Below are 21752 nucleotides of genomic sequence, written 5' to 3'. Positions count from 1 at the left end.
CCTTTCTTTTATTCATATAGTTCATCTATTAATTGTTTTGCCTCTCTGATTGCTTGACCAGCTCTTTCTTCAAACCAGTCAACATCCTTTCTTGAAAGTGTAATATTCGGATATATACGCGAAATACTGGATACTAAAATTCCATTTTTCCGCAAAGCTGAATTTAAAATCACATCTTTAATTTGAATATCCGATGTATACTCAGATGGCTTTTTTAATTCTGTTTCGCAACAATGATATGCTCCACACAATACAGGTCCCTGAACGATCAACGGGAACTTCTCTTCCTTTGCTAATTTGCGTAATATTTCATATATTTTGTCTACATGCTCTTTCATAGATTCATAGGCAACTCCATTGTCCCGACTCAAAATGTCTATTGTGGTCTTCACTGCTGCTGTTCCTAATGGATATCCATTGAATGTTCCAGCATGAATCACTCTTTTTTCTGTTAATAACTGCATAATTTCTTTTTTTCCAGCTATGGCTGCTACAGGTACTCCACCACCAGCAATTGCCTTTGCAAGTGTTGTCAAATCCGGTGTAACTCCAAATTCCATCTGTGCACCACCAAGTCCCATTCGAAAGCCAGTAATAATTTCATCAAAAATAAGCACGATGCCATATGTATCACACAGCTGTCTTACTTTTTGTAAATATCCTGGTGCTGGCATAATACTTCCACCATTTACGCATACCGGTTCCATAATAACAGCAGCGATTTCTTCTCCATGCTTCTCTAACAGATTTTCTAACAGTTCCGCATTATTCCACTCAATTAAATAAGACTGATCCTCTAATATGCCATTAGCTCTTCCTTCTGTACCTTTTGTATCACCAATGTAATCAATTGGTATAGGATTCTCCTTATTTGTGCTATGACCACCCATAATATTATCCGCATTTCCATGATAATGATTATTAAATCTAACAAAACGATTTCTTCCTGTATACGCACGTGCAATTCTAATAGCATTCTGTACAATTTCTGTACCAGAAAGTCCAAAACGAATCATCTCAGCTGATGGAATAAACTGATGAATCGCTTCCAATGCTTCTGCATCCAAATCACAATGACTAACTGATAATATTCTGTCAATAACATCTTTTAGGCTGTCGCTATATTCTTTATTTCCATGCCCTAAAATCATTGCACCAAAACGAGCATATAAATCAAGATATTCCTTACCATCCATATCCCAAACGCGGCTATCCTTTGTTCTTTGATAATGGATAGGACTCTCTTCCCAAGGTAAATTAAAGTTATAATGCACTCCACCCGGTAATATTTTTTTTACTCTCTCATGGTATTCCTGCATTTCTGACATACGTAATAAAACCCCCTTCTTTCTGCCTTTTTGTAATACTACTTTTATTAAGATTCAATCCAAGAGATTGTTTTTTTAAATGGATACGACGGAAGTGAAATCATTCTTCCTGCCTCTTCCTTCCATACCTGTTCCCAATCAATCTGTGCACCACATGCATACAATTCTTTTAATAAAAGCTGTAAAAATAATTCTTTCTCTTCATTTTCGAAGGTACAATTTAATGTTCTTACCTCTTTTGCCTTTGATGCCACATCCTTTGTAAAAGCATCTGATGAATTCAAGCATACAATACAATCCGCCTTAAAATCATCATCCTTTTTCTTAAAACTGCATTTTCCATTCGTGGCACGCTTTATCATATCTGAAAGTAATTTCGTATCTGCTTCATCCATAGTAGCCTTTTCACTTAAAACTACAACCTTACTTCCATTCACTCTGTAACTCATTCCAACCGCTTTTTCGCCATAAATATTCTTTTTCTCGTCTATCACAAGTGCAAAGCGATATTTATAATGATTTCTTCCTTTTCCCAGAGTATAACTTATATCTTGAGGCTTTACATCTTCATCTTGTAATGCATTAATAAGATCCTTCTGTACAATAGAAAGTGTTTCCTCATCTTTTGCAGATCCTGTAACAAGATAATATTTTTGTTTAGAAATTTCCTCAGGACTTATCGGTGCATCTCTAATAATAATATGAGCATTCGTTCCTCCAATACCAAATGAACTGATGCCTGCATAGCGACAACCATTTTCAGGGCAATTCCACTCCTGTACCTCCGTGATAATTCTAAAAGGAAAATCTTTACTTTCTAATAAAGGATTCACTTCATTTACATGAAGACTTGGTACCAACTTGTTATTTTTTAAACACAATAATACTTTTATAAGTCCTGCTCCACCTGCACAAGAAAGCAAATGTCCAAAGTTCGATTTTATTGATCCTACCGGTATCTTTCGATTTTTTATTTCTTCATCCACTCCCTGAAACATATGCTGTAAAGCAGATAATTCAATTGGATCACCAATCTGTGTTCCTGTTCCATGAGCTTCAATATATGAAATATCGTTCGTTCCTACACCAGATACCGCATACGCCTTCTTCAAAACATTATATTGCCCCGCCGGATTTGGAGCCATTACACTTAAAGATGCTCCATCATTATTCATAGCTCCGCCTACAACAACACCATAAATATTCTTTTTATATTTTTTTGCATGTTCTAGGCCTTCTAAATAAACTGCAACAATACCTTCTCCAAGAAGTGATCCATCAGCATTTTTATCAAAAACCTTTGTGCAATTTCCCTTGGAAAGGATACCTGCACACTTAGCAATGGAATGCGTATATGAAGTAGGATAAATATTTGCTCCTAACACTAAGGCTCCCTCACATTCCCCTGCTTTGATCATCTTCTCTGCAATAAGAAATGAAGTCATAAATGACGAGCATGCAGAATCCACTGCTAATGCACAGCCTCTGCTATTCAAATAATGCGCTACTCTTGTAGCAATAGTACTTCCTAAATTTCCTACCATCGTTGTTGCTGGCATATGTCCTGTTCCATTTTTCTTTACATATTCAAGCAGCAGTGGATAATACGAATTTCCGCTTGTTGCTGCAATAATTGCAATATTTTTCTCCTCATCTTCTAGTACGCCCTCGCCACTGTCATCCAAGGCTTCATAGGCTACTTCGAGAGAAAGCCTCTGCTGCGGATCCATAAAATCAGCTTCTTCCTTGGAGAGATTAAAAAACTCATAATCAAAGTTATCTATTCCTTCAATTTCTCCGAAGATATCATTCCATGCTTCTTCACCGCTTAGTGCTTTTCTTTTCTCACTTACTTTATGTACACAATCCCTACCTTCTACAAGGATCTTCCATAATTCTTCCTGATTGGAAGCGCCCGGAAAACGAAAGGCCATTCCTGTTACAGCTACTTCTTTTTCCTGTTTTTCACAGTAAACCCCAGACTTTGATTTTATACTAAGGGTCTCTATATAATCTGTCATTTCCTGTATCGTTGCACATTTCACAAGAAGATTCTGATTCAACTTAATTTCAGACTTTCCATTCTTTTTCAAGGTCTCCTCTATCTTTTGAATAAGATAGAACCCTTTTACTGAGTTTCCACCAAGACTTTTAAATGATGCATGAAATGAAATACTTTCAGGATCTAAGTCTAAAATTTCTCCCCAACATTTTTGCACCTCATATACTAAACCTTTATTCTGGTCCTTCTGTATCTCGTTATCAGAAACAACGATTTCTTCAAACTTCTGTATCTTCTGTAAAATATCATCATATTTTCCGCTCTGATATTCCATTTTCATACCATAACGATCTAACTTTCCACTAGTATTCAATTTAATCTTAGGTATGGGAATGATTGGTTTTATTTCTAAACCAAATTCATTTCCCAGACAATTTTTAATTTTCTTAACCAGCGACAGATATTTTTTTTCAGTTTTCTCTAATAATTTAAACTCCAAAAAAGCAACCAGCTCTTCTTCTGATTCATTCTCCAAAGCAATAAATAATACTTTTTCAGTCCCACCTAGCTTATTCTGCACAAAAGCCTCTAAATCAGTGAGCATATAATTAACACCGTGAATAATGATAATATCTTTACTTCTTCCTGCAATATATAACTTTCCATCACGTATGAAACCTATATCGCCAGTAATAAACCATCCATCTACAAAAATCCCCTCGTTGTCCTGTTTATTACAGTAACCTTTAAAGACCGTAGCACTTTTTACGCGTATACTACCCATTTCATTTTCGTTTAAAAGATGGTTTTTATCATTGAAAATACCTACTGTAACATTCGTAACAGTCTGGCCATGTTCCAATAAAGTAATACAATCATTCAGATTCTCTCCTGCAAAATCCACTGCTTTGTTATTTTCGATCATTTTCCTTCTGGAAATCTTAAGAATCTCCCTACTACGATATCCCTCGCTAGAACATATGGTCAACACAGTTTCTGACATTCCATATCCAGCTCTGAAAACATCTTCGCCTAGATTATATGCCTGTGCAAAAGCACTCATCAATTTGGCAGATGGTTTTTCTGAACCTATATAGATGGCCAAAAGATCTGAAAGATCAAACTCGACATTTCTAATCTTTTCTGCCAACCCTAATAAAATTTGAAGTCCGAGATTATTAATACACAATCTCGTTACCTTGTGTTGTGCTACCTTCTGCATAAAGAGAAGTGGATTTCTTATAAAAATCTCCGTCCTCATGCTCCATGAATCACATCCTAATACCACCGCTAAAAGGCAGAACGTAAAGGCTCCAAAATTATGTGTATGCGGTAGCCACATTAACGGTCTTTCAAGATTGGTACAATGTTCAAAATCCACAATGTTGCAACTGGCTTCGATAAGATTTCTATTACTTAAAATAACACCCTTTTTGTTTCCTGTACTTCCAGATGAGAATTGAATATATGCTGCATCATCATTTAAAATATCAGCAATAATTCCTTCCTCTTCTGAATGCAATTCTTGTGCGAGCTCAACATTACTAATGCCTAATGCTTTTTTATAGTAATCCACTACTTCCTTATCGGTTATGAACATCGGTTTTCCCAACGTTTCCCATATTCTTATTGTTCCATTTAAAGTTTCTGAATCTGCTACGCTAAAGTCCGGCCTTGGGAGGGCGGTAATAATAATACCGCCATAAAAGCATGCCCACATTATCAAATGATAATTTTTAGCCTCTGACACGTCTACTATAATATAATCTCCCTTTTTTAAGCCTTTCTTCTGTAAAGAAGCCAAAACTCCTAAAGCAATCTTTTTTTGCGTGCAATATGTAACTTTTTCCTCGCTACCATCTTCATAAATATAGTACGTTCCATTCTCCGGTTCAATTTCTACAGCATTATCCAACATATCATATGCATGTATAAATCCGCGTGAAACGTCTTTTTTTGCTCCCTCAACCAATGCTAACGCCATTTTGTCACCTCTCAGCACATATATCTTTTTGTTTATTTCTCCAACTCAAAGGCTGTATTGGAGAGTGTTTTCTTCAATGCTTCCATCTCAAAGCCATAGGATGACTCCAAATGTACATATATCCCCATTTCATCATAACCTGCTGCAATTACAAAATCTGCAATCATATCAGTTGGTAACAACTGCACTACCTTTTCAAAAATATCACGCTCTTTCTTTTCTACATATCCTTGGAAATTCCAAAGAATAAACTTACCTCTTCCTTCCTTTGAGTATAAATCATCGAACAAATCAGTATCCTTTGTATTTGCCAGAATATGCAACAGATTTCTCCCCTCTTTCTTTTTCATCGCTTCTTCTACGGTACTCTCTGATGCATCTTCCTTTAATACGACTGGAACCAAATCAAGAAATTCTCCAACACAATTATAGTATTCCTGCCCATGTAAGTTCCTTCCATAATTTAATATCATGATGGGAATTTCTGTCGCATTAACATAGCTTTGCAAAAAGCTTTTTGTATTCTTAAGCGTCAGCTTAAAGGCTTCTCCAGAATTCTCTCCCAATTGCATTCTTAAATTAACCTGTTTTGTTTTTCCGGCTTTATTTTCCAAGGAAGTAATACAATTATGATTCAACTCATTCCAATTCAGAAGGTCCTCTTTTAATGTTTTTAAATCTTCTGAAATCACTCCATCCTTCTGTATGGACTCCGCATAATCACTGTACTTTTGCGATTCCGGCAAAGTGGTTTCATTTTGTGATAACATACATGATAAATCTTGCCGAATAATTTCTGCACTCATACCGTCAAAACAAATATGATCAAACACCCAGAGAATCAAATAGCTTTCGCCACTTTCTTTCACGCAACATAATCTCCACATAACTTCACCACTTGTTGGCTTTTGATTCATCAGATTTATATGTAGCATTTCTTCCAAGTCTTCCTTTGTACTTTCATCATAGATTGACGCATCCACAATAGAAATGTACTGAGCCAGCTGCTTACTATTTAAATCACAGTCTTTTTCCAGCCACATTTCACGCTCAAAGTCTGCAATTGAATGAAGTAACTGATGTCTATATATTTCCTGTGCAATTGCCTCTTTAAACTCTTCTGTACTCTTCCTCGTATGAATTCGCACATTCATACCACTAACTCTTTGTGTTTTCGCCAAATGCAATTTCTGAATAGGAGTCATTGAAAACTCTTCCTGCGTCTTTCTATTCTTCAATACCTGTCGTAGAATATCCGAAGTCAAACAACTATACCGAACGATTCCTTCCAATTCATCTGATTCTGCATGGCGAAGTAATTGATTATTCACTTTCTTTGTAGCATTTTGCTTCTGATTTTTATCTAATTTCTGAAATGCTGGAAGAGCAGCAAGTTCTAATGCAGTTGTATGTGTCAGTATGTCATTTACACTCACTTCATATCCTGCTTCTCTAAACTTTTGAGATATAGCAATTGCTCTAATAGAAGTTCCGCCGCAGAAGAAAAAGTTATCATTTGGCTTAATTCCCAAGTTATTTAGAACCTCTCTCATAACATCCAACACATATTCTACAGTATTTGGTAAATTGATACTGTCTGCTGTTCCCAGATCAATAGTTTCATTTTCTCCTATCTGGATTAGCTTATGATAATCTATCTTCTTGTTTGTATTTAATGGCATCTCCTTAATTAGAACAATTTTTGCAGGAATCATATATGCTGGCAGAAGTTCACGCAAATAACGACTAATATACGCAGGTGTCAAATATTCATATTTCTTTTCCTGAATCGTATAATATGCGGCTACCAACTTTGTGCCATGAGTATCTTTTTGAACGATGACAGCAGTTTCCTTCATTCCTTCTATATTGTCAAAATATTTTTCAATTTCTCTTAGTTCTATACGGAAACCGTTAATCTTCACCTGAGAATCTGTTCTTCCAATGTATATGATTTCACCATCACTTCTAAGAATTACCCTGTCCCCAGTTCTATAGACCCGCTCTTCACAATTTCCAAAAGTAATATTATGGAATTTTTCACTCGTCAGTTCTTTATTATTAATATATCCTTTAGAAACCCCGGATCCTCCGACACACAATTCTCCCGGTACTCCTGGTGGAACGATACGTCCATGGGAATCTATTACATAAAGCGTAGTATCTGTAATTGCATGTCCAATTGGAATACTTTCACAATTATCTGCGATCTCATCCACTGGATAAAACGTTGCAAATACGGTTGTTTCTGTCGGACCATAGTTATTATATAAACGACCTTTTCCAAGTTCATTCAAAGCACGTTTCATATGTGAAACGGAAAGTGCTTCACCACCTACAAATATCTTGTCAAAATTCTTCAGCATATTGATATCATAGTCAACAATCATATTAAAGAGCGATGCTGTCAAAAACTCACCTTTTATCTTTTGCTGATCCAGGATTTTTGAGAACTTAGAAAAATCTAACAGTGTATCTTTTGGAACAACAATACAATATGCTCCATTCAGTATTGTCGCAAATATTTCAAGAATTGATGCGTCGAATGCATAATTTGCTAATTGCAACAAACAATCTCCTGGTTTTACCTGTATATAATTCGGATAACAGGCAATCCTTAAAATATTCCTTCCGGAAATGGATACGCCTTTCGGTTTTCCTGTTGAGCCTGAAGTATAGATAACATATGTCTCATCATCAATTGACAATTTTTCTTCCTGTACAAACCTTTCGTTGGTAGCTTTCCATACTTCTTCATAAATAAAATTTTTATTTATCTGTAATTCTTTCACGTAACTTCCGCAAATCCCTGCAAACTCTTCCTGCACAACAGAAACATTTATATTACTATCTAAAAGCATAAAATCAACTCTGTCAGATGGATATTGAGGATCGATAGGTACATAACTTGCTCCGCATTTCAAAACTGCTATAATCGATGCAATCTGTAATGCTCCCGGCTCTAATACAAGTGCTACCCGGTCATGTTTTTGGGTTCCCATTTTCTTTAATTGGGTTCCCACATAATTCGCCATCCGGTTTAATTCTTCATATGTTGTAACTGTTTCTCCGCATTTAACAGCGATTCTTTCTCCTTCTCTTCTTACTACATCCTCAAAAATTTCCGGAATGGACTTATCCAAGCTGATATCCTGATGATGACTGATTTTCTCGTAAATCTTCTCATCTTTCTCTGTCAAAGGTATTACTAATTCTTTTAAAGGTAATTCTGAATTATCGATAATTATATTGAGTAATGAAAGGAATCTTTGTCCCATCAGTCTTATGGTTTCCTCAGCAAATAATTCTGTTGCATATTCAATATCTAATGCGTAATTGTTTTCACTCTTTTCAAATACGAACATTAAATCAAATTTTGCAATGGTATCTTCTGTCTCATATGGATATAGTTTTAATCCTTCTACATTAATTTCCTGAGTTCCTTTTGTTACATAATTCATCATGACATTAGTTAAAGACTCATTCATTCCTGTTCGGTAACGTAATTCTTCAACGATTGAATCAAACTGACAATCCTGATTTCTAAAAGCAGAAAGAATCGTCTTTTTCACTTCCTCTAACTGCTGTTTCATATTCTTCTCTTCATCAACAGTCGTACAGATTGTAATTGTATTTACGAACATTCCCACTAAATTATGCAGATCTGCATTTTGTCTTCCTTCTACAGCGGTTCCAATGATCATGCTGTTTTGCTGTGTATATTTCCAAAGCAGCAATTCCAGTGTTAAAAACAGCACCATATATGGAGTCACACCGTTTTTTGTTGAGAAGTCATCTAATCGATCAGATAAATTCATTTCAAAGTGAAGCTTTTTCCCTGCATAACTTCTCTTGGCCGGAACCAAATAGTCATGATACAGGTTTGTCTGTAATGCTTCCTCGCAGAACTGATTCATCCAATATTCCAGCTGTTGATTCGTCTCTCCGTTCTGGATTTTTATATTCTGCCATTTTGCAAAATCTTTAAACTGAATGTTTAATGGAGCAAGTATTTCACCCCGATATATTGAATAAAAATCATTCATTAAAACATCAATTGAACTTTGATCCGAAATAATATGATGCATATCCATTAGGAAATAATGTTTACTCTCTGCTACGCTGACCACCTTCATTCGTAGCAATGGTGCCTTCTCCAGATCAAATGGTCTCACAAATTCGTTGACCAACTCTGTTAAATGGTTCTTCTTGTCATGTTCCTCTTTTACAAACTTAATTGGAGCCTGAACATTTTCCGCAATATATTGAACAATTTCTCCATCTCTGATTCCAAAGGAAGTTCTGAATGCTTCATGCCTTTCAATCAGCTTTTGTACCGTATCTTTCACTCGCCGTACATCTATTTTTCCTTCTACTATGTAGATGGCTGCCAGATTATATGCTATACTATCCGGCTGCATGTTTTGAACCGTATATAAACGCTTTTGAGCTGAAGATGTCTCATAAAACCCGTGTTTCTCTAAAGGCTTAATCTCACTTTCCGATAGTTTCTGCTGTTTGTTATAAGCTTCTAAATTCTCATATATCCATGCAGAGATTTCTCCAGCTGATACCTTTTCAAATAACACCTCCTGTGAAATTGAAAGTCCAAAATCCCGCTCAATCAAAGCTGCCATTCGGATAGATCCTAAGGAATCTCCACCTACTTCAAAGAAATTACTATCCTTTGTGATATTTTTCTCTCCAAGAATTTCCTCCCAGATCTTTTTAAATTCTTCAAACACATCTTCTTCCGAGTTAAATCTCGATACGTTTTTCTGTACTTTTAATTCTTGCTTCTGTAGCATTGAATTGGATTTTACATCAGCTTCAAACTCTTCCTTTTCAAAAACGTATCCATGGATATGCAATTTTCTTCCCGGATTTATTCTGCCAGTATCTATGTTGCAACCACTTGCCCACAGGTTTCCTACTATTTGCAATAATTCTTCCTGTGATGTGATTGAATCATCATAGGACTTAGTGCTGATAGAAACAGAACATAACTTCTTATGATCAACATGCTGGTGCGAAGTATAATTTACCTGTTCATCAACTGCATCTGCACTAATAGCATTCAAGGCTTCATCAAAATCTAATCCTTCATCTATTACTGCCGTTGCAACTCTGCCTACTCCTTCGTTTTCCAATAAAACCTTCTTAACGCCATAATACTTAAACAAGCGATATAATGCTATTTCAGCTGCAGCAGCCGTAACGGTAAGCTCTGTTTCATCATATGCACCAGATGTAATTTCTTCCTCTCCATAGATTACATTCTCGATTATCTGGCTATAATTCCATTCACTGTTATCTATGAGTTCTCCCAATATTTTTCTAAAACGTCTTGCCAGTTCATGTCTTGCTCTTGAAGCCATCAATCCTCGTACAAATTGGCATAATACTTCTTTCTCACCAGATAAAATATATACGCCATTTATTCGATTATCACTTTCCTCATCCAACGAATAGATTTTAGAAGGTTGCTCCAAAATCTGTATCTTTGCTCTATTTTCTGGCACGACAATTGCCATTCTTAAAGGTAACTCTACACGTCCTACACTAAGTGTATGTGCCACATCCGCTACTGAAAAATCCTTTTCCTGCAATTCATTCAATACGGCTTTTGCAGTTTGCGTTAACGACCTCTCCGTCTTAGCACTAAATAGCAATAATCCCATATCTTTATTTTTATATTGTTTCTTTTCTGCTGGAGCGGCTCCTAAAATCGCATGAGCATTTGTTCCTCCAATTCCAAACGCACTCACAGCTACATTATTATATTTTTCCTTCAACTCCATAGCTTGTGTAGGCACAAAAAATGGCGTTCCCTCCATATGAATCATTGGATTTGGCTTTGAGAAATTAGCAATCGGTGGTATCACTCTATGATGTATTACGTTAACTGCCTTAATAAAGCCTGCTACACCTGCTGCTGCATCAAGATGACCTACATTGGTTTTTACCGAGCCTATTGCACAATTGTTTCTTTCTTCAATTTTCCATGCCTGCTTTAATGCTTCAATTTCAATTGGATCTCCCAATTTTGTTCCTGTTCCATGTGCCTCTACATATCCGATATTTTCTGGTGCAATATTTGCTCTTGTCAGAGCTTTTTCAATTACCTTCCTTTGTCCTGTAATACTTGGTGCAGAATATCCCACTTTTCCTATACCGTCATTGTTTATAGCAAAACCTTCCAGAACTGCATAAACATCATCTCCATCTTCTAATGCTTTTTCTAATGGTTTTAATACTACTACTCCGCAGCCATTACCAGACACTGTTCCTGAAGCATCCTCTGAAAATGCCCTGCAATGTCCATCCCTAGAATAAATCATGCTTTCATGCCATACATATCCTTCCTTTCTAGGATATGTAATAGAAACACCACCAGCGAGTGCCATGTCAGCATCTCCATTAATCAAGCATTGTGCTGCCTGACAAATTGCCACAAGCGATGTGGAACATGCAGTCTGAACATTTATACTTGGACCTTTCAAATTTAACTTATATGAAATCTGTGTTGTAAGGAAATCCTTGTCATTAACTGTCATAGCACTGAAAATATCTACGATATCATTATTTCCTGCAAATTTTGACATCCATAATACATTTGAACTGCTTCCTGCAAATAATGCTATCTCTCCCTCAAATCTCTTCAGATTACAATTTGCATCCTCTAAGGCATGGTAGCAGCATTCCATCAAAGTTCGTATCTGCGGATCCATAATCTGAGCCTCTCTCTTCGTCATTCCAAAGAACTTTGCATCAAAATATTGTATATCCTCCAGATAACCCTTTGCCTTTACATAAGCGGGATTTTCTATATCAGGCTTTGATATACCTGCTTCTAACAATTCTTCATCACGAAAGAAACGAATGCATTCCTTGCCCGCTTTTATATTATTCCAGAATTCATCAACATTCTCTGCTTCTGGAAATCTTCCCGCCATTCCTACTATAGCTATTTTCCCACTGCTGTTTTCCTGCCTTAATAACTCCTGATTTTTTACCTCCTGTATATTACATTTGATAAACTCATTTTCAACAGGTGCTCTTTCAGGCACTATTTTCTCATCTAACCTTAAGTAGTCTACAAATCCCTGTACTGTAGGATATTCAAATAAAATCGTCAGATCTATACTTCTTCCAAGAAGTTCTTCAATTTTATTGGCTACCAGCATCAGACTATAAGAATTACCACCGATATCAAAAAAGTTATCGTTTACTGTTACAGTTTCGTTATGTAAAACTTCTTTCCAAATATTTAAAACATCATTTTTAACACTTTGTTTATCATTTACCATATCAATAAGTGTATGCGTTTTTTCTCGAACACAACCTCCGCTTATATTTAAAATTGCGTCTGATACAATCTCTTCAAGATACTTCCTGTCAATTTTCCCATTATTATTAATTGGTAATTCGTCCATCCATACAAATCGATCAGGTATCATATATGTTGGAAGTTTTTCAGATATATATGTTCGAATCTGTGCTCCTGCATCCTCTTTACCACTATAAAACAGATATAACTGATCATTTCCATCATCATTTTTTCGTACGATGGCAGATACACTTTCTACAAGGTTACTATTTTGAACTACTCCTTCAATTTCTCCTAATTCTATTCGGCAACCGTGGAGTTTTACCTGATGATCTATTCTTCCTGATAGCACTACCTCGCCATAATTAAGCAATCTTCCTCTGTCACCTGTACGATATATACGAAGCCCTTTCAGTTCCGCAGAATTCACAAAATGCTTTTCCATCTCTTCTTTTCGATTAAGATATCCTCGCGAAACACCATCGCCCGCAATACAAAGTTCTCCAAACACGCCTCTTGGCATTAAATGCCCATTTGCATCCATTATATAAAGTCTTGTGTTTGCGATTGGACCACCTATGGATACACTGTTTGAATTTGTTAATTCTTTTGCTGTAGACCATATTGTCGTTTCAGTAGGGCCATACAGATTATAAATACGTGCCTTTGAATTTTTTTTCAAAAATTCCATTAAAACATCTGGAAAATTCTCTCCTCCTCCCATAATACAACGAAGTGTAGATAATGCTTGTCCAAAATCTTTATTTTCTACAAATACGCGTAATCTGGATACAGAGCTCAGTAAATGAGTTACTTGATATTTCACTATCTTTTCTGCCGTTTTTTTAGCATCTAACTGCTCTATCTGACTGCAGACATAAATAGAACTTCCGCTACACAGCGGTGTGATTGCTTCGTATCCGAAGATATCAAAAGAAGGCGTTGTAATACAACATACTCTATCTCCTTTTTGTCCAATTAGTCCCCGATCCTGCGTATCATAAATGAAATTCAACAGATTCTTTTGAGTAACACCTACCCCCTTCGGTCCACCTGTTGAGCCAGATGTGAATAAGATGTATGCCAAGTCATCTGCCTGTCCTTTTTCTACTCCATCAAACAATATAGATATATTCTCTTCCTTATCTATTCTACAGCTTTCGTGAAGATCTATAAAAGTACACTCACCTGTTAACCGACTTTCAACTTCCTTTTCTCCTATAACGATTTGTGCATTACTCTGCTTTATGATGTCGTTAATTCTGCCATCCGGGTATGAAATATCAATTGGCACATATGTTGCTCCCGCATATAACACTGCAAATATTGAAACAATCATGTTTTCATCTCTGCGTGGAATGATTGCTATTGGCATTTCATTCTTTGCGCCATTCTGGCAAAGTACGTATGCCAACCTCTCCACCTTTTTCCAAACTGCCTGATATGAAAACTCTTTTCCGTCACTTGTTATAATTGCCGTCTGTTCTGGCTGTTTTTTCACCCATTTACTAAACAGTTCCGGAACAGTTACACTGTAATCATAGTCTCTATATGACCTGTTATTTAGCTCTTCAATTGTCTGTTTCTCTTTTTCTGAAATAATGCCAATATCATCAATTGAATACTCTTCCAGTACGTTTCTTTCTTCCATAGAGATAGTTTTCAACACCTCAAGGAAAGATTCTGCCATTCTCTCGATGGTTGTTTTCGTAAAAATTGATGTCGCATAATCAATAAAACCACATATTTCATGTTGTTTATCTTCGTTGCAGGTTAAAAGCAGTTCATTCGACACCCGTCCTGTTTTTAATTCCTGCTGCTTAAATGTTAACCCTTCAACTTCCAGATCATGCAGTTCAATATTATGGTAATCATAGCACACATCGAGAATAGCATTTCTATCCAATCTTCTTGGGATATTAAGCTTTTCAACCAATCTATCGAACTGGTAATCCTGATTTTCCAATGCCAGCGCAACTGTATGCCTCATCTCCTGAAGATAGTTTATATAACTTTTCCCACCCTCAGGAAAAGTCCGGATAGCTAACATATTCACGAACATTCCAACACATTCTCTGATATCGTCTATCGTTCTGCCAGACACAGAAGTTCCAATGATGATCTCTGACTGTTCGGCATATTTTGCAAGTACAATACTCCATGCACTCATTACCAATATATTATTCGTTACTCCGAACTCTCTTGATCTTGCATTTATTGCATTAGACAATTCATTTCCAAAAGAAAATTCATATCTTTTTCCTTTAAACTGCTTTATAGCTGGTCTCTCGAAGTCCGTTGGCAATTCTAAATATGGTAAATCCCCAGATAAATTTCTTAGCCAATATTCCTCCTGTTTTTTCATCTCAGCAGACTGTAAATATCCCTTTAACCATACAACATAATCCTTAAACTGCAATTTTAATGGTTTCATATCCCCTATGTAAAGCTCATTAAAATCTCTCGTCACTAACTCCACAGAAGTTCCGTCCGCAATAATATGATGTACATCAAATAACATTAAGGCGTGTTTCTCATTTTGAATCAGCTTCACTCTCATGAGAGGCGCTTTATCCAGAGAGAATGGCTGTATAAACTTTCTAGCAAGCTCATCCATATCGAATTCACCTGTTATTTTTTCCACCTGGAAAGGTAATTCACACTTTTCATGAATAACCTGAACCACATCATTATCCCTCAATTCATAGGAAGAACGAAGGATTTCATGCCGATCCAATAATTTCTCAAAGGTTTTCCTTGCCTTTTCCATATCAAGATTTCCTTCGATCAATGTTGCAGAAGGCAAATTATATGCCAAATTCTCCTTGTTCATCGCATAAAGTGTATACATACGCTTCTGCGCCGGTGAGATTGGATAATATTCTGCTTTCTCTGCCTTGGGAATTTTCTTCGTGTTTTGGCTATCTCCTGATTCCTTTCGCTTATTCTCTATTAATTCCGAAAGTGCTTTTGGTGACGCATTAGAGAAAACTTCCGTCACAGATACTGATACCCCGGTTTCCTTAAGCAATTTAGCTGCCAAGCTTGCTGCCTGCATGGAATCTCCACCAATTTCAAAGAAATCACTGTCTTCATTTAAATAATCTAAATCAAATATTTCCTGGAATGCAGCCTTTGTCACATTCAATATTTCATTATCAAGAACGAATATGCTGCTTGTAGTAGCCGCCTCAGATTCAGCACTTTCCAGACTTAATCCATTTCTAATTTCACTATTTACCGTATTAATTTTGATTGGAAAATCTTTTTTATCAAAACTATAGGTTGGTAAGTAAACTCTTACCCTTTCAATATTCTGATATAATAAATCCCAATCAACTTCAAGACCTTCACACCATGCTCTACCGATTATATCTAAAAAATGAACGATTTCATGTTTGCTCTCCTTTGGATGACGAATGCAAGGAATAAATACATGTCCTTCCTTTTTCTCTTTATGTTTCGTTGCAAGTGAACAAAGCGTTCTTCCACCCACTTCAAGAAATACAATACTTTCATCCTCAAAAACACACGATAAAACATCTTCAAATTCTACTGGATGAGTAATTTGTTCTGCCCAGTATTCCGGCTTACTCATTTGGCCTAGTTCTACAGGCTTTCCTGTAATATTTGAAATTATCTTAAACTTGGGTTCTTCCATTTTTAAATTCTGTAGATATTCACCAAATTCTTTTGCCGCCGGCTGCATCATTGGTGTATGAAATGCATGTGAGGTTTTTAATACACTACAATGAAATCCTTCTTTTACAAGGATTTCCTGCAATTTGTATATTCCCTCCTTTTTACCGCTCACAACACAGCTACCTGTTGTATTACAGAGAGAGATCCATACATTTTCTACTGATTTAATATATTTCCCCAATTGTTTTCTTGTAGCCCCTACTGATAACATTACCCCAGGCTCTTGCTTTTGCATGAGCTTTCCTCTCTGCAATACTACCTTTACAGCTTCTTCAAGAGTCCATACTCCTGCAAAAGCTGCCGCAGTTACCTCGCCGATACTATGCCCGATTAGCACGTCAGGTTTTATTCCAAGTTCCATCAGTGTTGCTGCCATGGCATATTCTGTTAAAAACAATGCCATCTGACTATATCTCGTCTGATTGATTCGTTCTGGTTCTTCTGTACCATATAGAATTTCTACGAACTCATTTTCTTCTTCCGGCATTGCCTGAATAATTTTTTCGGCATAACGCTGGAATACTCCGCAAACCGGATTACTATCTGCATTTTTGTATAATTCCCGAGCCATGCCCTGATACTGGCTTCCCTGTCCGGTAAACATGAAGCAAACGCGCTTCTCTTCATTTTGGACAATTTTTTTGCCTATAAAGCTGTCCGTCTTTTTATTTCCATCCGTAACGAAAAAGCCCCTATTTAAAAATGTTTTTCTTCCCGTAGTCAATGACCATGCGGCATTTGTTAAATCTTCAATACAATTATCATTATTTTTCTCAATATATGTATAAATATCATTTACAGTTGCACTAAGAGCCGTTTCTGTTACAGCTGAAACCGGGAACAGATTATAGCGTCTTGATACTGCCTTTTCAATCTTATCCACATGCTGACCCCTATCTGCCGCATTTTCCTCTAAAATAACATGTACATTTGTTCCGCCAACACCAAAGGCATTCACACCAGCTCGTCTAGGAATATCTTTTTTTAATCGATTCCATTCGCTGCCATAATTTTTCACTATAAATGGAGTCTCTTCAAAATTTATATTATGATTTGGCGTCTCATAATTCAGTGTCGCAGGTAAATATTTTTTATCTAGGCAAAGTGCTGCTTTTATCAAGCCAACAATTCCTGCTGCGGTATCAGTATGGCCAATATTTCCTTTCACAGATCCAACCGTACAAAATTGTTTTAATGATGTACCAAATACACGACTCAATGAATCAATTTCTATCGGATCGCCTAATAACGTTCCTGTTCCATGTGCTTCAATATATGTTATTGTCTCTGGTGCAATTCCTGCATTTTCATATGCATCTTTCATCGTAATTGCCTGTCCTACAGCACTGGGAGCAGTATAACTCAATTTCGACTTTCCATCATTTCTTACTGCACTGCCCTTAATCACGGCATATATGTGATCATTATCTTTCTTCGCATCCTCCAAACGCTTCAGAACTACACTTCCCATTCCATTAGAAAATATAGTTCCATCTGCTTTATCATCAAACGGCTTGCATTTTCCATCCTTTGAAAACATTAGGTTCGACTCATACAAATAGCCTCCCTCATTCGGCCATTCTACCGTCACGCCGCCTGCTAAAGCAACATCACATTCATTCTGCTGAAGAGCTTTACATGCAAGATGCACTGCTACTAAGGACGTAGAGCAACCTGTTAATATTGACATAACTGGTCCCTTGAAATCAAACATATATGCAAGCCGCGTTGCAAGGAAATGATTTGTTGACTGTGTATAAATCTGATATGTATCACTGTATCTTTCATTTCCAAACATCATTCCCTGATACCAGATAAAATCATCTGAAGCACCTATATAGACACCTGTCCTATCATTATAGCTTCCTGATGCAATTCCTGCATCCTCCATTGCCTGCCATACACCTTTATATAATATACGAAGCTGGGGTGACATCATACGCACTTCAGCCGGAGTCACCTTAAAAAAAGCAGTATCAAATTCTTCAAGATTATCTAAGCGCCCTTTTCTTCGAATATAATCCGGATTATCAATTAACTCTCTATCTATACCTAATGTTTCAAGTTCTTCTGTTGTATACTCGTGAATACAATCTTTCTTCGAAACAAGATTCTCCCAGAATTCATGAATACTTTCTGCTCCCGGTACATCTACTGCCATTCCTATGATAGCAATATCATCATTTGATATTTTTTTACTATTAGAAAAAACTATATGAGAAGATAAAACACTATCATTGTTTAGAGAATGGATCGCTGCAGCAATTTCTCTAATCGTTGAGTTATTTAAAAGAATCGCTATAGGAAATTTTGTCTGTAGTCTCTTGCATAACAAATTATGCATGCGCACCAACGCAATTGAATGACCACCCATTTCAAAAAAATTCTCATCTATTCCGATTTTTTCTTTGTTTAATACTTCTCCCCAAACCGAAGCTACTAACTCTTCTAGCTCGCTTTCCGGTTTCGTTATAATTTTATGATCTTTTTCTTTTAATTCCTCTAATTTTGTCAATGCCTTTCGATCTATTTTTTCACTTAACGTTCTAGGCATTTCTTTTACAAATACATACTTAGATGGTATAAAAGCAGCTGGCAAATTGTTTGCTGCATATATCCGTAATTTGCTTTCTTGAATCTCTTTTGCACAACTATAGCAAAGCACGATATAGCTGTCGCCATTTGCCCTTTTACTTAACAGGCAAACACTATGGGTAATTCCCTCGTATTCCAAAAATACATTTTCAATCTCGCCAAGTTCAATTCGAATACCATTAACCTTAACCTGATGATCTATTCTTCCCAAGAACTCATAGTTTCCATCCGGAAGCATTCTCGCCAAATCTCCGGTTTTATATAATCTTTTATATTGATCTGCATCTCCTTCTTGCAAAAACGGATTATCTAAAAATGCCTTTTGGGTCAAATCATCCTTATTCAGATAACCTCTTGCCACTCCTGCACCACTAATACAAAGCTCTCCTGGAATCATAACCGGAAGCTTCTTCATATTTTCATCTACAACATAAAGGCGATATTCATTTAATGCTTTTCCAATCGGAACATTCAGCGTTTTTTCCACACGGCGCAATGGATAATGAGTCGCCCACATTGTAGCCTCTGTAGGTCCATAAACATTTTCCAAAGAAATTCCAGTATTAAGTGCTAAAAATCTTTCTACCAAGTCATGACTAATTGCTTCTCCACCGGTAAAAATCCATTTCAATGAATGTATCTTTTTACAATTCTCTTCATCTTCCAAACATTCAAAGAAAATCCGCAACATAGAAGGAACAAAATTTATATGTGTAACTCCAAAATCTTCTATAGCTTGTACAATAGCAAATGTATCTTTTTCCGCATCAATTGGAAGAATGCATAATACACCTTCTCCAACAATCCAGCCATATAATTCTGTGCCACTAATATCAAAGGTAATCGATGATTTAAACAGATATACATTCCCCTTTTCCAGCGGAAATCTTCTGTCCAAATCCTTGACCGTATTTACGATATTCTGATTCTCAATAATAACTCCCTTTGGTTCTCCTGTGGATCCAGAAGTATACTCAATATAAGCAGCATCCTGTGGATTCCTGATAACATCTGGATTTTTACAGTATTTAGACTCTGATATAATTTCGGCTACACATAACAGAGAAATATCTGTTACGTCTTCTAATCTGCTTAAAAGTTCTGCTGAGGTAAGTACCGCCGATAATCCCGCGTCCTTCTCGATATACTGAATGCGTCCATTTGTATAGGATAAATCCATAGGAACATATGCCCAGCCAGCTTTCAAAATTCCAAGTACAGAAACGACCATTTCTACAGAACGATTCATCAAAATAGCCGCTGTCTTTTTTCTTCCATCGGCCACTTGTAACTGCAACAGTCTTTTTGCAACGGCATTTGCCATATTATTTATTTCATTATATGTAAAAGAGCCACCTTCAAAAATGATTGCACGCTCTTCTCCATGCTCTGCAACCTTCTTTTCAAAAATATCAATGGAGCATTCTGGCTTAAAAGGAAAGAAAACACTTTCTCTTTCCCTTTCCTCTAAAAGTTCACGCTCTCCTGGCAGAAAAATATCTATATCAGAAATTGTCATCTTTGGAGATTTGCAAACCTGCTCCATGATTTGCAATAATCTTTTTCCAAAACATTTTACATTGTTCTGTGAAAAACTGTCTTTTCTGTACTGCAAACGAATCATGGCTTTTTCTCCAATTTTCTGATAAATTACTGTTATTTCACCTGGATAAATACAAAAATCCCAATCCTTCATCCCCACAATATACTGTGACTCCAGCTGTTCATACATATCATAAATAAAGTTATAATCAAAAACTGACTGATCGGTTAGAGAATTGCCTGACTGTCCACGGAGCATTAAATTACTTGGATAGCCGATGTTCATATATCCCATAAAAACATCTTTTCTTACTTCTTTAAGTAGACTTTCAAAAGTATCATTTTCTTTTACTTTACAAAATAATGGATTATTATAAATATAACAGCCGATTGTTTCTTCATCTTTTTTTTCCGGACGATAAGTAAACGGTGAAGCAATTGCAAAATTTTTGCTTCCTGTGCACTTCATAATACCAACCATATATACAGCTGTCTGAAACATATATTCTGAGACTTCAAGGTTTTTCACTTTGTTTTCAACTTTTTTCACTAATTCCTCTGATATAGGAATTCGAACTTCTGCACCTATCGATTTTTCCGAATCTTTATCGGTTTCCGAAAATTCCTTAATAAATTCCGGTGCAACAGCATCCTGTAATGCTTCTTTCCAATATTCCTCCTGTTTCTTGTATTTTTCATTCAATAGTTTTTCATTTTCTTTCTGAATAAATGTCGAGAAACGGGCGTCTTCATTCATTTTTACTTCAAAATGAGTATGTAAAACCATAGCCTCATAAATAGAAAAGAGCCTTTTTATAAATATATCTGCCGAAATACCATCCGCTACTAAATGATGCATGCATATCAATAAATAATTCTTGCCGGTTTTTTCTACAACATAATTCATACGAATCAGCGGAGCCTTATGTAAATCAAACGCTTTGGTAAAGGTTTTTAAAGCCACTATTCTTGTTTCCTGCTCATCCTCACATAAAACCATGGGAATATCCACTGAAATATCCTCGTGAGCTCTCATACAAATTGTTTCTTCAGTTTCTTCTACGCTAAGAGTTAATGCTTCTTGCTCTGACACACAGAAATTAGCTGCATTTTCTAATACCTTACAATCTATATCTCGTACTTCCAAAGTAATCATAATATTATAATCAATACTACCTTTCGTACCGCACTCAAAATACATTCCTTTTTGTACTTCACTCATTTCAAAACTATAGGACATTACATCATCTCCTTTATCCCTCTTATTCT

The 21752-nt window shown here is 36.3% G+C and carries 3 protein-coding genes; all 3 read right to left on the bottom strand.

Annotated features, from left to right (window positions below; all coding sequences use genetic code 11):
* Nucleotides 1–8 precede the first annotated feature (8 nt).
* From RT261_RS07930 to RT261_RS07920, 3 genes are read right to left on the bottom strand one after another with little or no spacing between them, the layout of a single operon-like run.
* The gene (locus RT261_RS07930) at nucleotides 9–1328 is read right to left on the bottom strand and encodes an aspartate aminotransferase family protein (protein ID WP_313131502.1); all 1320 of its coding nucleotides are present in this window, start codon (nucleotides 1326–1328) and stop codon (nucleotides 9–11) included.
* 47 nt (nucleotides 1329–1375) lie between these two features.
* Entirely contained in the window at nucleotides 1376–5314 is a 3939-nt protein-coding gene (locus tag RT261_RS07925; RefSeq protein ID WP_313131500.1) for a beta-ketoacyl synthase N-terminal-like domain-containing protein, read from the bottom strand.
* Nucleotides 5315–5346: 32 nt separating this feature from the next.
* Nucleotides 5347–21705, bottom strand: coding sequence for a non-ribosomal peptide synthetase/type I polyketide synthase (locus RT261_RS07920; protein WP_313131497.1), 16359 nt, complete (start codon nucleotides 21703–21705; stop codon nucleotides 5347–5349).
* Between the last annotated feature and the right edge of the window lie 47 nt (nucleotides 21706–21752).

It is taken from the genome of Anaerocolumna sp. (genome assembly GCF_032079385.1).
In the GTDB taxonomy this organism is placed as follows: Bacteria; Bacillota; Clostridia; order Lachnospirales; family Lachnospiraceae; genus Anaerocolumna.
The sequence above is the reverse complement of the archived record's forward strand: the minus strand, read 5'-3'. Positions and strand labels throughout refer to the sequence as shown.